Raw genomic sequence first — 16,801 nt, forward strand, 5'->3', positions numbered from 1 at the left:
AAAGTGGGGGATCTCCCCTTACCGCTGCACCAGGTGCACGCGGATCTGACCTGTCATCAGAACGAGAACAATCATGTTTAAACCGGAACTCCTTTCCCCGGCGGGAACGCTGCAAAATATGCGTTACGCTTTCGCCTATGGTGCCGATGCGGTGTACGCGGGCCAGCCGCGCTACTCGCTGCGCGTGCGCAATAACGAATTCAACCACGAGAACCTGCAACTCGGCATCAACGAAGCGCATGCCCTGGGCAAAAAATTCTACGTGGTGGTGAACATCGCGCCGCACAACGCCAAGCTGAAAACGTTCATCCGCGATCTGAAGCCGGTCGTGGAGATGGGGCCGGACGCGCTGATCATGTCGGACCCGGGTTTAATCATGCTGGTTCGGGAGCACTTCCCGGAGATGGATATTCACCTCTCCGTGCAGGCCAACGCCGTCAACTGGGCGACGGTGAAGTTCTGGAAGCAGATGGGGCTAACCCGCGTCATTCTGTCTCGCGAGCTTTCCCTCGAAGAGATTGAAGAGATCCGCACCCAGGTGCCGGATATGGAAATCGAGATTTTCGTCCACGGTGCGCTGTGCATGGCCTACTCCGGCCGCTGCCTGCTGTCTGGCTATATCAACAAGCGCGACCCGAATCAGGGCACCTGCACCAACGCCTGCCGCTGGGAATATAACGTCCAGGAAGGCAAAGAGGATGACATCGGCAACATCGTGCACAAGCACGAGCCGATCCCGGTGACCAACGTTGAGCCAACGCTGGGCGTCGGCGCGCCAACCGACAGTGTGTTTATGATTGAAGAAGCCAAGCGTCCGGGCGAGTACATGACCGCCTTTGAAGACGAACACGGCACCTACATCATGAACTCCAAAGACCTGCGCGCCATCGCGCACGTCGAGCGTCTGACCCAGATGGGCGTGCACTCCCTGAAAATCGAAGGCCGCACCAAGTCCTACTACTACTGCGCACGCACCGCGCAGGTGTACCGCAAGGCTATCGACGATGCCGCTGCCGGTAAACCTTTCGATACCACCCTGCTGGAGACGCTGGAAGGTCTGGCGCATCGCGGCTACACCGAAGGCTTCCTGCGCCGTCATACCCACGATGATTATCAGAACTACGAGCACGGCTACTCCATTTCTGAGCGCCAGCAGTTTGTCGGCGATTTCACCGGCGAGCGCAAAGGCGTGCTGGCGGCCGTGGCGGTGAAAAACAAATTCACCAAAGGCGACAGCCTGGAGCTCATGACCCCGCAGGGCAACATGAACTTCCGTCTGGAGCATCTGGAAAACAAAAAGGGTGAAGCGATTGACGTCGCACCGGGCGACGGACACGTCGTCTGGCTGCCGGTTCCTGAAGAGGTCGAGCTGGAGTTCGCACTGCTGATGCGTAATTTTGAAGGTGAAAACACCCGTAATCCGCACAGCAAATAGTCAATCAGCGGGATTTTTTCATATCGGGATAATTCTTAGAATCGGATCACATACCGCTTCGTTCAATACGGGTATTATCCCCAGCGCTGAAAAACATAACCCATAAATGCTAGCTGTACCAGGAACCACCTCCTTAGCCCGCGTAATCTCCCTTACGTGGGCTTATTTTTTGCCTTCTCTTTCCTCAATCCAGGCGATAAGTTCGGCGATTTGCTCCTCTGAAAACACCGCGATGCCATGTTCTGCGAGCAGCGATGCCGCAACCCCCATGCCCGTCTTGCGTATACCGCTGAAAGAACCGTCATAAATAACCTGGCTGCCGCACGTTGGGCTGCCGTCAGTTAACAACGCGGCGCTACAGCCTGATTCCAGAGCGGTACGCAGCGCGAGCCAGGCTGCAAGCTGGTATTGCTCAGTCACATCCAGCCCTGTATTTTCGATTATCCTGGCTTGCCCATGCATCACGTCTTTACCGTCAGCAGAGATAATCTCTGCCGGTGGACGGGGTACAGGCAATCCGGCAGCAAGCTCTGGACAGTGGATAACCAAACGTTCTTCCTGTTGCCAACGTGCGAGTTGCGCGTTCATTCGGGATTTTTCACTACCGTTATAACGGACTTTGAAGCCCATCAAACATGCGCTTACCAGAATTTTATTTATCATCGCTTTTCTGTGATTACATGAATCTCATCGCTGAATTGTAACGCGCTTTCTTGCCTTTTTTGTCCCTTTCATCCTGTTCTTACCCGCTTTTTTCCTCTCTGCTATACACTCTAACTAACGCTAAAAAAGGGAGCAGCGCGGATGGCAACCTATCCAGACAGTTTATTGATTCTCAACGGCAAAAGTGCGGGCAACGATGTGCTTCGCCAGGCCATTGCCGAATTACGGGAAGACGGTGCGCGCATTCACGTGCGGGTGACGTTTGAAAAAGGCGACGCGGCACGGTACATCGATGAAGGCATCCGGCTGGGCGTCAAAACCATTATTTCCGGCGGCGGCGATGGCACCATCAATGAGATCGCCTCCGCGCTTATCGACCTGTCGACGACAGACCGCCCGGTGATGGGGATTTTGCCGCTTGGCACGGCTAATGATTTTGCCACCAGTGCCGGGATCCCAGAAGACTTCGGGAAAGCGCTACAGCTGGCAATTCTGGGTAAAGCGACCGCCGTAGACATTGCGCAGGTGAATGATAAAACCTGCTTTATCAATATGGCGACGGGCGGCTTCGGTACGCGCATTACCAGCGAAACGCCGGAAAAGCTAAAGGCGGCGCTGGGCGGCGTGTCATACCTGATCCACGGCCTAATGCGCATGGACACGCTGAAGCCCGACCGCTGTGAAATCCACGGTGAGAACTTCCACTGGCAGGGCGACGCGCTGGTGATTGGCATCGGCAACGGGCGTCAGGCGGGCGGCGGACAACAGCTTTGCCCGGAAGCGTTGATCAACGACGGCCAGCTCCAGTTGCGGATTTTCACCGGTGACGGCCTGCTGCCTGCGCTGTTCACCACGCTGACGCAACCGGAAGAGAGTCCAAATATCATCGCCGGGAAATCGGCATGGTTTGAAGTGAATGCCCCACACGGGATGACGTTTAACCTTGATGGTGAACCGCTGAGTGGAGAGCGGTTCCGTATTGAGGTTTTACCGGGCGCGCTGCAGTGCCGATTACCGCCGGACTGTGCGCTTTTGCGCTGAGGTTTTGTCGGGGATGTCATTCTCCCTCTCCCTGTGGGAGAGGGCCGGGGTGAGGGCACCAGACCGCCCCCCCCCCTAATACACCGCCACCTCTCGCGCCATCTCGCGGGAATACTGCTGGCTGGCATTGACCAGCATCCGCGTATAGTCGGTTTTGGCCTGTCCGGCCACCAGCGCGTCGACGGTCAGGCTTTCGAGGATTTTGCCGTACTGCATCACCGCCACCTTCTGGCACAGGTGGGCAATCACGCCCAGATCGTGCGTTACCATCAGGTAGGTCAAATTTGACTCACGCTGAAGCTCCGCCAGCAGGTTGAGGATTTCCGCCTGCACGGAGACGTCCAGCGCCGAGGTCGGCTCATCCAGCAGCAGCACCTGCGGCTCCAGAATCAGCGCTCTGGCAATCGCCACGCGCTGGCGCTGGCCGCCGGAAAGCTGGTGCGGATAACGGTCGCGAAAGGCCCGGTTTAACCCCACCTTATCCAGCAACGTATGAATACGTCTGTCGCGGTCTTTTATGCCGTGGATCTGCAGCGGCTCCTCCAGAATATCCCCGATAGTGTGGCGCGGATGCAGCGAGCCGTACGGGTCCTGAAACACCATCTGCACCCGACGGCACCGTTCCCGGCTGATGCACTTTTCCAACGGCCTGCCGCCAATCGCCAGCTCACCGTCCCAGTGGGTAAACAGCCCGGCCAGACATTTCAGCACCGTGGTTTTGCCCGAACCGGACTCCCCCACCAGGCCATAAATCTCACCCTCTTTCACGCTGATATTCACATCGTCCAGTACCTGATTGCGCTTCTCGCCTTCGCCGAACGCCAGGTTGAGGTGGTTAATCTCGATCATCTCTGCTCCTTACTCGGTGAGCCAGCTGGCCTGACGCTGTAATACCGGCAGCGTCGGACGGCGATGGTTGATTTCAGGCAGCGCGCTGATTAAACCCTGCGTGTACGGATGCTTCGCGTTGTGCAGATCCTTCGCGGCAATCGACTCCACCACGCGCCCGGCGTACATCACCAGCACCCGGTCGCAGAAGCTGCGCACCAGGTTGATGTCGTGGCTGATAAAGATCAGCCCGAGCCCGCGGGACTGCACCAGGTCGTCGAGCAGGCCGAGCACCTGTAAACGCACCGACACGTCCAGCGCCGAGGTCGGTTCGTCGGCAATCACCAGCTCCGGGTCGGTGATCAGCATCATGGCGATCATGATGCGCTGCCCCTGCCCGCCGGAAATCTCGTGCGGATAGAGGTGATACACCCGCCCGGGCTGGCGAATGCGCACCACATCGAGCATTTCCAGCACTTTGGCTTTCGCTTCCGCCTTGCGCCCCGGATGATGGGTCAGCCAGGCTTCGGCAATTTGATCGCCCACGCAAACCACCGGGTTAAGCGAGTATTTCGGGTCCTGCATGATCATCGAGATACGCTTGCCGCGAATGCCGCGCATCTGCGCCTCGCTGACAGAGTGTAAATCGACGTCGCCAAACTGCATCCGCGAAGCGCTGATTTGCGCTTTGGCCGGATGCAGGCGCAGCAGCGCCCGCCCGACGGTGGATTTGCCGGAGCCGGACTCGCCGACAATCGCCAGCTTTTCGCGTCCGAGCTGGAAAGAGACGCCGCGCACCGCGTGGGTTACTGCGCCGCCGTTGATGAAATCGACATGGAGGTCGCGCACGTCGAGCAGCGGGTTATTCGCTACGAGGATCGAGGATGTCACGTAGGCCATCTCCTAAGAAGTTGAACGCCAGGCTGTTGATCAGGATCGCCAGCCCCGGAATAGTCACTACCCACCAGCACTCCATCATGTAGGTGCGACCGCTGGAGATCATTGCACCCCACTCCGGCTCCGGCGGCTGTGCGCCAAGGCCGAGGAAGCCCAATCCGGCAGCGGTGAGAATGATCCCCGCCATGTTCATGGTGATACGGATAATCACCGACGGCAGGCACAGCGGCACAATGTGGCGCCACAGCACGCGCACCGATGACGCCCCCTGCAGACGCACGGCGGAGATAAAATCGGCCTGACGCAGGGAGAGCGTTTCGGCGCGCGCCAGACGGGCAATCGGCGGCCAGGCGGTGAGTGTGATCGCAATAACCACGTGCTCCAGCCCGGGCCCGAGCGCCGCCACAAACGCCAGCGCCAACACCAGGCTCGGAAAGGAGATAAAGATATCGGTCACGCGCATCAGCACGGCATCCACCTTGCCGCCGAAATAGCCTGCAGTGACGCCCAGCAGCAGCCCCAGCGGGCCAACGGTCACGGAGACCAGCAGCACGATATAGAGCGTGATGCGCGAGCCGTACACCAGGCGGCTGAAGATGTCGCGGCCAAACTCGTCGGTGCCGAACCAGTGCTGCGCGTTCGGGGCGACCAGCGCGTTATTAAGGTCCTGTACCAGCGGATTGTATGGCGCGATCAGCGGCGCGAAGGCCGCCACAATCAGCAGCAGCAGGATAATCCCGCCGCCGATGGCGGTGAGCGGGTTGCGCGCCATCTTGCCGACAAAACCGGCGGCGCGGCCCAGCGTACGTTTGATACGCTGGCGGTTTTCTGACGGCTCTGCCCCCAGCGGCGTATCCAGAGAAACGGTCATGATTTCGTCCTCGGGTCAAAGAGTTGATAAAGCATGTCGGAGAGCAGGTTGAGCATCACGAAGATAACCCCCACCAGCAGCACGCAGCCCATGACCGCGTTCATGTCCCCAAGCAGCAGGCTGCCGGTGAGGTACGAGCCGAAGCCCGGCCAGGAGAAGACGGTCTCAATCAGCACCGCCCCTTCCAGCAGCGAGCCGTAGGCCAACGCCACCACCGTCAGCAGTTGTACGAGGATATTGCGAAACGCGTGATTCCAGATCACCTGACGCTCGGTTAAGCCTTTTACTCGCGCGGTGATGATGAACTCCTGCGACAGCTGCGCCAGCATAAAGCTGCGGGTCATGCGGCTGATGTAGGCCAGCGAGTGGAAGCCGAGCAGCGAGGCCGGTAAAACCAGATGGTTAACGGCGTTCCAGAACACCGCGCCGTTCCCGGCCAGCAGCGCATCCACCGTCATCAGTCCGGTGCGGCGTGGGACTACCCCCTCCAGTCCGAGATCCAGACGTCCCGCGCCCCCCACCCAGCCAAGCCAGGCGTAGAACAGCAGCAGCCCCATCATCCCGACCCAGAAAATGGGCGTGGAGTAACCCGCGAGGCTGATGATGCGCACCACGTAGTCGGAAACGCTGTTGCGACGCGCCGCCGCCAGCACCCCCAGCGGGATGCCTAAGCCCGCGCCAACGATAATCGCCATCGTCGCCAGCTCAAGCGTCGCCGGGAAAACGCGCAGGATATCGGCGGTCACCGGTTTGCCCGTCAGCAGCGCGTTGCCCAAATCGCCGTGCAGAAGGTTACTGAGGTAAATGCCGAACTGCGTCAGCAGAGATTTATCGAACCCCAGCTGGTGATAGACCTGCTGGTAGGTGCTGTGGTCGGCATCCGGGCCAACAATCGCCAGCACCGGGTCGACGGGCATCACGCGGCCGATGAAAAAGGTCAGCAGCAGCAGGCCGAACAGCGTTACCAGCACCTGCGTGAGCCGCTTTGAGAAGCGCCGGGTCCGGGAGCCGGGCGCGAGGATCGCCACGCTCATTTTTCACCTCCGGTTTTGTAGACGTCGCGCAGGAAGGTCGTGGCCGACGGGTGCGACTGAAAGTTCTTCACCTCGTTACGCACCACCACCGAATCCACCATCTGCGACAGGGGGATCATCGCCGGGATCAGCGCGTCGTAGCGCACCTGGATCTGCTGGTAGTCGGCGACCTGTTTCTTCGGATCGCGCTCCAGCAGGGCCTTGTCGATCATCTCGTTGAGCGGCTTATCGTAAAAACTGGTGCGCCAGCCCTGGAAATTGGTCAGCCGGGCTTCGTCACTGTTGTCCGGGTTATAGACCAGCGCGCGCAGGCTGGAGTGCGGATGTGGCTCTACCCCGCTGCCCCCGCGCCCGACCAGCATGTCGAACCTGCGCTCGCGCATTGCGCCGTAGATCTGGTTCCCGGTGCCGGTGATGATTTTGGCGTTAATCCCCGCCTGCATCAGCGTTGACTGCACCGCAATGGCAATGTTCAGGAACGGCTGATCCGCCAGCACCCTCAGGGTCGTATCAAATCCGTCCGGATAACCCGCCTCTGCCAGCAGTTTTTTGGCACGAGGGATATCGAGCTTATAGCCCGGGTCCGGCAGCGTTGATGGCATACCCGCCTTGATGGGGCGCTGGTGCAGCACACCGTAGCCCGGCATGAGCGCTTTATTGATGCCCTGATAGTCAATCAGGTAGCGCACCGCTTCGCGCACCTTCGGGTTAGCGAAATGGGCCTCCTTCATGCTCATCGCCACGTAGTAGACCGTGCCTTTTTGCACGGCTTCCACGGTGAGCTGGGGGTCTTTACGCAGGGCGTTGATGTCCGCCACCGCCATATTGTTGGCAATGTCGAGGTCACCCTTTTCAATCATCAGGCGCAGGGTTTGCGACTCCTGGAAATGGCGCAGCACCACGCGGCTCATCTTCGGCGCGTCGCGCCAGTAGTGCGGGTTACGCTGCATGCGCAGCACGTCCTTCGCCTGCCAGGTCTCCAGCATAAACGGGCCGGAACCGGCTTCGTTGGTGGTCAACCAGCGGTTGCCCCAGTCGTTGTTGACCGCATGCTGCTGCACCGTTTTGCTGTCCAGCACGCCGAGGTTGCCGAGCGCGCCAAGGGAGTAAATCACCAGCTGCGGGTCGTTGGCCTTTGGCAGGACAATCTGCACCGTGTTCGCATCGGGTGCGCTAATGTGGCTATCGATGTTTTTCTTTGAAAATCCGTAGGATTTCCACACCGACGCCTGCGCAAGGTTGAGGTGCAGCAGGCGGCGCATCGACCAGACCACGTCCTCCGCCGTGAGCGGGTTGCCGGAGTGAAACTTCACGTCATCGCGCAGATGGAAGGTCAGGGTTTGACGGTCCGGCGAAATATCCCATGACTTTGCCAGCGCGGGCCGGACGTTGGTGAGCTCGTTCGGATCCAGCTCCACCAGCGAATCATAGAGATTGACCACAATGCCAACCACTTCGTTACCGGTCATTGCCGCCGGGTCGAGGGTCAGGAGGTTGTTCATATTCATGCCGATGATGAGCTGGTCGGGCGGCGTTTTTGCAACCGCCGCACCGCTCCCCATCATCAGCGAGAGCGCGAGCAAGCACGCCCCGGCTAAAGGAGATCGTTTCATGTATATATCGCCTGTAGGGTACGTTTTTATCTGTCAGTCGTGGCTGACGGTATTGGCTTCGATATATGCAAAATTAATGTCTTCGCCCAGTCCCGGGCGGGTCGGCAGGCTGACCATGCCGTGTTCGTCCATCGGGTCGACCAGGCTGTTGAGGTACGCCGCCGGTTTGTCGTAGTCGAGGAACGGGTGCAGCAGGCCGCGCTCGTACCAACGGCAGTTTTTGATGGCGCCAATCACCGCCAGGCTCGCCGCGCCGTTGCCGTGTACTTCGCAATCCATCCCGAAGGCTTCCGCCAGGTTAGCCACCTTCAGCGTCGGAGAGATGCCGCCCACGCCGTTGGCGCCCGCGCGCAGGATGTCGCACGCCCCGGCTTTGATCCAGTCCGCGCGGCTGTGGTGTTTTCCGCCCAGGCTTTCCGGGCCGATAATCGGGATCGACAGGTTTTCCGCCAGCCAGGCATAGGAGGCCATGCTCTCCTCCTCCATCGGCTCTTCGAACCAGGCGAAGTTGAGTTTTTCCAGCTCCTTGCCGATGTACAGCGCCTCGGTGCGGCTGTACCAGTGATAGCCGTCGATCATGAGATCGATATCCGGGCCAACCGCTTCACGCACGGCGGCGCAGGCTTTGACGTCCATCTTCGGGTTGGGGGCAAAGGAGACCGGCGGCATCCAGGTATGCAGCTTGATGGCCTTGTACCCGCGCGACACCAGCATCTCGGCAAAGCGGGCGTACTCGTCCGGCGTGGATAGCCCCCCCGGCAGATCGTCACCGCACATGGTGCTGCCGTAGGCCGGGACCTTGTCGCGATAGCCGCCCAGCAGCTTCCAGACCGGCATGTTGAGCTTGCGGCCAATCAGATCCCACAGCGCCTGTTCGACGAAGCCCAGCGCGCGCTCGGTCAACTGATGCGCGCTACCGCGCTGCCAGTGCGCCAGATCCTGCCAGATGCGCTCGCGGTTGAACGCGTCCTGGCCGACCAGCACCTTGCGAAAGAAGGTGTTGACCACAAAGGGGCGCACCACTTCCGGCGGCGCGAAGGAATACCCTTTGGTGCCATCGTCTGCCGTAATAGAAAGCATCGCCATTTTAGCCATGCTCTCAGGCCCCGGATGCGAATGCCCGGCAGCGTCGGAAACCCGACGCGTCGGGTACTGGAAGACGGTGACGTTTACAGATTCAATTTTCATTATCAGTCCTTAAGACGACAGAGGTTCAGCGCGATTCGAATTTTGAAAAGCCGTTTCGAAACTAACTTTAAGCGCAAAATTCGTCCGCTGCCTTAGACAAATTCCGCTAAGCGCTGACCATTTTTTGTGCATATGCACGGGAAGGAGTGACAGTTTTCACAAAAGAAGGGGGAAGTGTGAGGTGGATCGGGAGAGGAGTTCTGGAGAAATGAAATACTATTTCAAATATAAAGCTGATTCAGGCTGTAGGCCGGGCAAACAACGTGCCGCCCGGCATTAGCGGCTGAGTGGCCTGAGGCCCTCACCCCGCCCCTCTCCCGGAAGGAGAGGGAGAAATAATGTCTTAAGCAATCGTCACTTTACTGTCCAGATAGACGTCCTGAACCGCATTAATCAGCTTCACGCCGTCGGCCATAGATTTCTTAAACGCCTTACGGCCCAGGATCAGCCCCATGCCGCCCGCGCGTTTGTTGATCACCGCCGTACGCACCGCGTCTGACAGGTCAGTATCACCGCCTGCCGCCCCGCCGGAGTTAATCAGCCCCGCGCGGCCCATATAGCAGTTCGCCAGCTGGTAGCGCACGAGATCGATCGGGTTATCGCTGGTCAGTTTGCTGTAAACGCGATCGTCGGTATAGCCGAAGTTCACCGCCTTATAGCCGCCGTTGTTCTCGGCCATTTTTTGCTTCACGATATCCGCGCCGATGGTCGCCGCCAGATGGTTCGCCTGGCCGGTCAGATCGGCTGCCACGTGGTAGTCCACGCCGTCTTTTTTGAACGCGTTGTTTCGCAGATACGCCCATAGCACCGTCACCATCCCCAGCTCGTGCGCGCGTTCGAAGGCGGCAGAGATCTCTTCAATCTGACGACGAGACTGTTCAGAGCCAAAGTAAATGGTCGCTCCCACTGCCACCGCCCCCATATTGAATGCCTGCTCCACGCTGGCGTACAGGGTCTGGTCATATTCCGTTGGGTAGCTCAGGGTTTCGTTATGGTTCAGTTTGACGAGGAACGGAATGCGGTGGGCATAGCGACGCGAGACGGAGGCCAGCACGCCGTAGGTCGATGCCACGCAGTTACAGCCCGCTTCAATCGCCAGTTCGACAATGTTCTTCGGATCGAAATAGAGCGGATTGGCAGCGAAGGATGCCCCCGCAGAGTGCTCAACGCCCTGGTCTACCGGCAGAATAGAGAGATATCCAGTGCCGCCCAGTCGCCCGGTGTTATAGAGCGTCTGCATGTTTCGCAGCACGGCAGGCGGACGGTTGTTGTCCACCATCACGCGGTCCACGTAGTCGTGCCCGGGCAGGTAGAGCTGGTCAGCTGGAATGGTCATACAACGATGCTGTAAGAGGCTGTCGGCGTCTTTGCCAAGCAACTGCGCAATATCAGTCATAGTGATGCTCCCGTAAGTCCGACGTCGCGTCGGAGCGTGTGATCCAAACCCACATTTTTGCAGGCAGACTAAGCCTGGTACCGACTTAACAGATTTTCCACCGTCTGCAACTTTTTTAAGCACAATCTGCTGGCTCGTTTCATGTACAACAATTTTGTTACACTGATCAAACATTCACCCCAAAGGTATTTAAAAGGTATTATTAAGTGGTATGTTAAAGGCGTACCCTCACTGACATGCAGGATTAAAAAATGAAAACGAAAGTCCAACTGTCATTCATGATGTTTGTTGAATGGTTTATCTGGGGCGCCTGGTTTGTGCCGCTGTGGCTGTGGCTGAGCAAAAGCGGTTTTACCGCCGGGGAAATCGGCTGGTCTTATGCCTGCACCGCGATTGCCGCAATTCTTTCACCGATTCTGGTCGGCTCGCTGACGGACCGCTTCTTCGCCGCCCAGAAAGTGCTGGCGGTGCTGATGTTCGCCGGTGCGATTCTGATGTACTTCGCCGCACAGCAAACCCAGTTCAGCACCTTCTTCCCGTTGCTGCTGGCCTACTCCCTGACCTATATGCCGACCATCGCGCTGACCAACAGCATTGCCTTCGCCAACGTGGATGACGTCGAGGCAGACTTTCCGCGCATCCGCGTGATGGGCACCATCGGCTGGATCGCCTCAGGCCTGGCGTGCGGGTTCCTGCCGCAGATGATGGGCTATAGCGACATTTCCGATACCAATATCCCGCTGCTGATGACCGCAGCCAGCTCCGCCCTGCTCGGCGTCTTTGCCCTGTTCCTGCCAAATACGCCGCCGAAGAGCACCGGCAAGCTGGACTTTAAGGTGATGCTGGGGCTGGACGCGCTGATCCTGCTGCGCGACAGAAACTTCCTGGTGTTCTTCTTCTGCTCGTTCCTGTTCGCCATGCCGCTGGCCTTCTACTACATTTTCGCCAACGGCTATCTCACCGAAGTCGGCATGAAAAACGCCACCGGCTGGATGACGCTGGGCCAGTTCTCCGAAATCTTCTTTATGCTGGCACTGCCGTTCTTTACCAAACGCTTTGGTATTAAGAAGGTCTTGCTGCTGGGGCTTATTACCGCTGCCATCCGCTACGGCTTCTTTGTTTACGGCGGTGCGGAACAGTACTTCACCTACGCCCTGCTGTTCCTCGGCATTTTGTTGCACGGCGTAAGCTACGACTTCTATTACGTGACCGCGTACATCTACGTGGACAAAAAAGCGCCAGCGCACATGCGCACCGCGGCGCAGGGCTTGATCACGCTGTGCTGTCAGGGCTTTGGTAGCCTGCTGGGTTACCGCCTGGGCGGCGTGATGATGGAAAAAATGTTCGCTTACAAAGAGCCGGTGAATGGGCTGACCTTCAACTGGGCCGGAATGTGGACATTTGGTGCAATCATGATTGCCGTGATTGCCGTGCTGTTTATGCTGTTTTTCCGCGAATCGGATAAAGAGATCACCGCAATTGAGGTGGTTGATGGCGATACCGCGCTGACACAAGGGGAAGTTAAATGAAACAAGAACGTGTTCTCGGTGCCCTTTACGGGCAGGCGTTAGGGGATGCGATGGGCATGCCGTCGGAGCTGTGGCCGAGAAAGCGCGTCAAGGCGCACTTCGGCTGGATCGACCGTTTCTTACCCGGCCCGGCAGAGAATAACGCGGCCTGCTATTTCAACCAGGCAGAGTTCACCGACGATACCTCGATGGCGCTCTGTCTGGCGGATGCGATTATCGAGTGCGACGGGCAGATTAACGCGGACGTTATCGGAAAGCATATTCTTCGCTGGGCGCTGGATTTCGACGCGTTTAATAAGAACGTGCTCGGCCCCACCTCGAAAATTGCCCTCAACGCCATTCGCGACGGCAAGCCGGTGAGCGAACTGGAAAACAACGGCGTGACCAACGGGGCGGCGATGCGCGCCTCTCCGCTGGGCTGCCTGCTCCCGGCCACGCGCCTGGAGCATTTTGTTGAGCAGGTGGCGCTGGCCTCCAGCCCGACCCATAAATCCGATCTCGCCATTGCCGGTGCGGTGGTGATTGCCTGGGCGATTTCCCGCGCCGTCGACGGCGAAAGCTGGCAGAACATCGTTGATGCCCTGCCGGGGATCGCCCGCTTTGCGCAGGAGGCGAAAACCACCACTTTCAGCGCATCACTCGCGGCGCGTATTGAACTCGCGCTTAAAACCGTACGAGAAGCCAACGGGATTGAGTCCGCCAGCGAGCAGGTGTATCAGCTCGTGGGTGCCGGAACCAGCACCATAGAATCCGTTCCGACGGCCATTGCGATGGTCGAACTGGCGGGAACCGACCCAAACCGCTGCGCCATTTTATGTGCCAACCTGGGCGGCGATACCGACACCATTGGCGCAATGGCCACAGCAATCTGCGGCGCATTGCACGGCGTGCAGGCCATTGACCCGATACTGAAGGCCGAACTCGACGCCGTTAACCAGCTCGATTTCGGTCACTACTGCGAAAAACTCCTGCACTATCGGGAGCAACGGGAGGGCATATGACGTCTTTGGCTCAGCGCCTTGAAACCTTGCACGCCACGCGCCCGGTGACGGTGCTGGGCGCGGCGGTGATAGACGTCATCGCCGACGCTTACGCCCTGCCCTGGCGCGGGTGCGATATCGAGCTTAAACAGCAGGGCGTCAATATCGGCGGCTGCGCGCTCAATATCGCCATCGCCCTGAAACGGCTCGGCATTGCGGCGCAAAATGCCCTGCCCGTCGGCCACGGCGTGTGGGCGGATATTATTCGCAACGCCATGGCGAAGCAGGATTTGCACAGCGCGGTGGAAGCCGATATGGGTGACAACGGCTGGTGTCTGGCGCTGGTGGAGCCAGACGGCGAGCGCACCTTTATGTCCTTTAGCGGCGTGGAGAACCAGTGGCAGCAGCGTTGGCTGGATGCGCTTCACGTTCCGCAAAACAGCCTGGTCTATTTATCCGGCTATCAGTTGGCCTCACCGAGCGGCGAGCTGCTGACACGCTGGCTGGAGGGGTTGCAGGACGTGACGGCATTTATCGATTTCGGTCCCCGCATCGCGGATATCCCCGATGCGCTGATGGCGCGGATTATGGCCTGCAGACCAATTGTGTCGCTCAATCGCCAGGAGGCGGAGCTTGCCGCAGAAAGACTGGGTGTTGAAGTGGAAACCCTCGGCACGCAGTGGCAGCAGCGTTTCGGTGCCGCGCTGATTGTGCGCCATGATAAAGACGGTGCCGCGTGGTATGAAGGTGACGTCTCGGGCGTCGTTTCGGCATTTCCGGCGACGGTTGTGGATACCATTGGCGCAGGCGACAGCCACGCGGGCGGCACGCTTGCCGGGCTGGCGGCGGGATGGTCGCTGGCAGATGCAGTTCTGCTGGGGAATGCCGTGGCGTCCTGGGTGGTCAGCCACCGCGGCGGCGATTGCGCACCGACTCGCGACGAATTACTCCTCGCACACAAAGACGTATAGATCGCTGCGACAGTAGCTGATGCTGTACTCAATCGGCCGGTGCTGTTGGTCAAGCGCAACCTGCTTGATCACCAGCACCGGTATTTTTTCGTCCATCTTAATGTGCGCCTGAAATTCGCTGTCCGGCATACGGGCGCTTACGCGCGAACGGGTACGCTGCGGGAAGATATTCTGGCTGCGGAAGTAATCGTAAAGCGAGACGCCAATCGCATCAGGGTCGGGGATAAATCCCGTCGGCACCCAGGACTCCTCAATCGAGACGGCGTCATCGTCAACGTAGCGAATACGCTTGAGCAGGAAAACCTCGCTCTCGGGGGGAATTGAAAGATGGTTCGCCACCTCTTCGGGACACTTCACCACCCGCTTGTTGACCCACAGCGTATTGGGTTTTTGACCGCGCAGGACCACCTGTTGAGAGAACCCGCGCGCCTCTTTCAGCGAATACTCGAAGATGTTATTGATTTGCGTGCCATAGCCACGGGAGCGCGTGACCACGCCCTCTTCCTCCAGCGCCTGCATCGCTTTACGCACGGTAATGCGCGACACGCCGGTTAACTGGCTCAGATCGCGCTCGCCGGGCAAAATATTCCCGTGCTCCAGCATGCCGCTTCGCACCGCATTTTTTACCGTTTCGGCAAATTTCAGGTACAGCGGCGTGTTGTCCGGCGCGGCGATCCGTTCATTCAGTTGAGCGATTAACCGGGTATGCGCTTGTTCCATCTCTGTTTTCTCAGGCGTGGTGTTTCCTGCCAGTATACTGGGTTACCACCATGCATGAAAATGATGAACCGGCCCAATACCGTGACCGACTTCCAGAGTATCGGCTTTTGCCAGCGCCGCGGAGAGCCAGATTTTAGCTTCGCCCACCGTATCGGCCCAGCTGTCATGCCGTGGACGCAGCGCAGCAAGCGCGGCAGAGAGCGTGCAGCCCGTACCGTGGGTGTTTTTGGTCTGCACGCGCGGCGCGGTAAAACGCATTTCGCCGTCTCGGGTAAATAGCCAGTCCGGGCTTTCGGCATCATCAAGATGACCGCCCTTCATCAGCACCGCGCCGCAGCCCATCGCCAGAAGCGCGTTCCCCTGCGCTTTCATTTCGCGTTCAGTTTGCGCATGCGATGTGCCCAACAGCGCGGCGGCTTCCGGCAGATTGGGCGTGATCAACGCCACCTGCGGCAGCAGTTTTGTGCGCAGCGTCTCCACGGCGGAGGCGGAGAGCAGCGGGTCGCCACTTTTCGCCAGCATGACGGTATCCAGCACCACGTTTTGCACCTGATAACGCTTAAGCCGTTCGGCCACCGCTTCCACAATGTCCGTTTCAGCCAGCATGCCGATCTTGGTGATATCGATGCGCACGTCGCTGAACACCGAATCCAGCTGCGCGGCAACAAAATCCGGTTCGATACGGTAGACCGACTGCACGCCGCGCGTGTTTTGCGCCACCAGCGCGGTAATGACGGAACAGCCGTATGCACCAAGGGCGGAGAAGGTTTTCAGGTCAGCCTGGATACCCGCGCCGCCGCTGGGATCGGTACCGGCAATGGTCAGTGCGTTAATCCGCTTCATGCCAGCTCCTCCAGCGTGTAGAGCGCATCCAGAAACGCGCTGGCAAAACTGCCCGGGCCACGAGACTGCGCAATAGCGATTGAGCCAGCTCGCTTCATCCATCCGCAGGCAGCAGCGACGTTATCCAGGCGATCACCCGGCAGCGAGCAGCTCGCCGCCACGACAGCCGAGAGCGCACACCCGGTGCCCACCACGCGTGTCATAAGCGGGTCACCGCCCGTTACGGTGCGCGTGCGCTGTCCATCGGTGATGTAATCCACTTCTCCCGTGACCACAACAATTGCATTTGTCTGACGCGCCAAAGCCTGCGCGGCAGGTACCGCGCTGGCTGCTGTGTCGGTGGTATCAACGCCGCGCCCGCCCGCGCTCATCCCTGCAAGGGCAAGGATTTCAGAGGCGTTACCGCGGATCGCGGCTGGTTTAAGGGAGAGAATTTGATGGCAAAAGCGGGTGCGGAACGCGAGCGCGCCAACGGCAACCGGGTCGAGCGTCCAGGGCTTACCCGCCGCCACCGCGCGTTCAATCGCCCGACGCATCGACTGGGCGCGCGGTGCGGTCAGCGTGCCAACGTTAATCAGCAGCGCATCGGCGATTTCAGCAAACTGCTCGGCCTCTTCGGCCTCAATCACCATCGCTGGCGATGCACCGAGAGCCAGCAACACGTTGGCCGTGAAGGTCTGTACAACATCGTTGGTCATACAGTGCGTGAGCGGGGAACGGGTTCGGAACTGATGTAAAACGTGTAAATCGAGCAGGTCAGGCTGCATGGGTTCGCTCCTGCCTTGCGTGAAG

General features: G+C 59.1%; 16 protein-coding genes. 5 read left to right on the forward strand and 11 right to left on the reverse strand.

The window, feature by feature from the left end; genetic code table 11:
• Positions 1-73 precede the first annotated feature (73 nt).
• The gene (yegQ, locus tag KW829_RS04020; RefSeq protein ID WP_218307649.1) at positions 74-1,435 is read left to right on the forward strand and encodes a tRNA 5-hydroxyuridine modification protein YegQ; all 1,362 of its coding nucleotides are present in this window, start codon (positions 74-76) and stop codon (positions 1,433-1,435) included.
• A 162-nt stretch (positions 1,436-1,597) separates the two neighbouring features.
• On the opposite strand, the gene KW829_RS04025 is transcribed toward yegQ, so the two are convergent.
• Positions 1,598-2,098 carry a DUF523 domain-containing protein gene (locus KW829_RS04025; RefSeq protein ID WP_042715021.1) on the reverse strand — a complete coding sequence of 167 codons (501 nt, stop codon included), beginning with the start codon at positions 2,096-2,098 and terminating at the stop codon, positions 1,598-1,600.
• Between the two features lie 141 nt (positions 2,099-2,239).
• On the opposite strand from KW829_RS04025, the gene yegS reads away from it, so the two are divergent.
• Positions 2,240-3,139, forward strand: a complete 900-nt coding sequence (gene yegS / locus KW829_RS04030) for a lipid kinase YegS (protein ID WP_089599854.1) — start codon at positions 2,240-2,242, stop codon at positions 3,137-3,139.
• A gap of 75 nt (positions 3,140-3,214) precedes the next feature.
• Here the strand turns inward: yegS and KW829_RS04035 are convergent, their stop codons facing one another.
• The 7 genes from KW829_RS04035 to fbaB all read right to left on the reverse strand — a co-directional run bounded on the left by KW829_RS04035 (position 3,215) and on the right by fbaB (position 10,966).
• Positions 3,215-3,988: an ABC transporter ATP-binding protein gene (locus tag KW829_RS04035; RefSeq protein WP_218307650.1), complete on the reverse strand. Its 774-nt coding sequence runs from the start codon at positions 3,986-3,988 to the stop codon at positions 3,215-3,217.
• Positions 3,989-3,997: 9 nt separating this feature from the next.
• Positions 3,998-4,858, reverse strand: a complete 861-nt coding sequence (locus tag KW829_RS04040) for an ABC transporter ATP-binding protein (protein WP_218307651.1) — start codon at positions 4,856-4,858, stop codon at positions 3,998-4,000.
• Positions 4,830-5,735, reverse strand: a complete 906-nt coding sequence (locus KW829_RS04045) for an ABC transporter permease (protein WP_218307652.1) — start codon at positions 5,733-5,735, stop codon at positions 4,830-4,832. Before KW829_RS04045 ends, KW829_RS04040 begins: the two co-directional genes overlap by 29 nt.
• Positions 5,732-6,769 carry an ABC transporter permease gene (locus KW829_RS04050; protein ID WP_218307653.1) on the reverse strand — a complete coding sequence of 346 codons (1,038 nt, stop codon included), beginning with the start codon at positions 6,767-6,769 and terminating at the stop codon, positions 5,732-5,734. The genes KW829_RS04045 and KW829_RS04050 overlap by 4 nt, the downstream gene beginning before the upstream one ends.
• The gene (locus KW829_RS04055; RefSeq protein WP_042715015.1) at positions 6,766-8,382 is read right to left on the reverse strand and encodes an ABC transporter substrate-binding protein; all 1,617 of its coding nucleotides are present in this window, start codon (positions 8,380-8,382) and stop codon (positions 6,766-6,768) included. The genes KW829_RS04050 and KW829_RS04055 overlap by 4 nt, the downstream gene beginning before the upstream one ends.
• Before the next feature lie 33 nt (positions 8,383-8,415).
• Entirely contained in the window at positions 8,416-9,570 is a 1,155-nt protein-coding gene (locus tag KW829_RS04060) for a mandelate racemase family protein (protein ID WP_218307654.1), read from the reverse strand.
• 343 nt (positions 9,571-9,913) lie between these two features.
• Entirely contained in the window at positions 9,914-10,966 is a 1,053-nt protein-coding gene (gene fbaB, locus KW829_RS04065; protein WP_218307655.1) for a class I fructose-bisphosphate aldolase, read from the reverse strand.
• Between the two features lie 251 nt (positions 10,967-11,217).
• Here fbaB and KW829_RS04070 point away from each other — a divergent pair, with 251 nt between their 5' ends.
• From KW829_RS04070 to KW829_RS04080, 3 genes are read left to right on the forward strand one after another with little or no spacing between them, the layout of a single operon-like run.
• The gene (locus KW829_RS04070; RefSeq protein ID WP_089599315.1) at positions 11,218-12,495 is read left to right on the forward strand and encodes a nucleoside permease; all 1,278 of its coding nucleotides are present in this window, start codon (positions 11,218-11,220) and stop codon (positions 12,493-12,495) included.
• Complete coding sequence (locus KW829_RS04075; protein WP_218307656.1) at positions 12,492-13,496, forward strand: ADP-ribosylglycohydrolase family protein; 1,005 nt, start codon at positions 12,492-12,494, stop codon at positions 13,494-13,496. Before KW829_RS04070 ends, KW829_RS04075 begins: the two co-directional genes overlap by 4 nt.
• Complete coding sequence (locus KW829_RS04080; protein WP_218307657.1) at positions 13,493-14,446, forward strand: PfkB family carbohydrate kinase; 954 nt, start codon at positions 13,493-13,495, stop codon at positions 14,444-14,446. The genes KW829_RS04075 and KW829_RS04080 overlap by 4 nt, the downstream gene beginning before the upstream one ends.
• Here the strand turns inward: KW829_RS04080 and KW829_RS04085 are convergent.
• From KW829_RS04085 to thiM, 3 genes are read right to left on the reverse strand one after another with little or no spacing between them, the layout of a single operon-like run.
• On the reverse strand, positions 14,420-15,166 hold the full coding sequence (locus KW829_RS04085) for a GntR family transcriptional regulator (protein ID WP_218307658.1): 747 nt from the start codon (positions 15,164-15,166) through the stop codon (positions 14,420-14,422). The two genes, KW829_RS04080 and KW829_RS04085, sit on opposite strands and share 27 nt — an antisense overlap.
• Before the next feature lie 42 nt (positions 15,167-15,208).
• Positions 15,209-16,009, reverse strand: coding sequence for a bifunctional hydroxymethylpyrimidine kinase/phosphomethylpyrimidine kinase (gene thiD, locus KW829_RS04090; protein ID WP_218307659.1), 801 nt, complete (start codon positions 16,007-16,009; stop codon positions 15,209-15,211).
• Entirely contained in the window at positions 16,006-16,776 is a 771-nt protein-coding gene (gene thiM / locus KW829_RS04095; RefSeq protein ID WP_218307660.1) for a hydroxyethylthiazole kinase, read from the reverse strand. Before thiM ends, thiD begins: the two co-directional genes overlap by 4 nt.
• Positions 16,777-16,801: the final 25 nt, after the last annotated feature.

It is taken from the genome of Enterobacter sp. ENT02 (assembly GCF_019219165.1).
GTDB lineage: Bacteria > Pseudomonadota > Gammaproteobacteria > Enterobacterales > Enterobacteriaceae > Enterobacter > Enterobacter mori.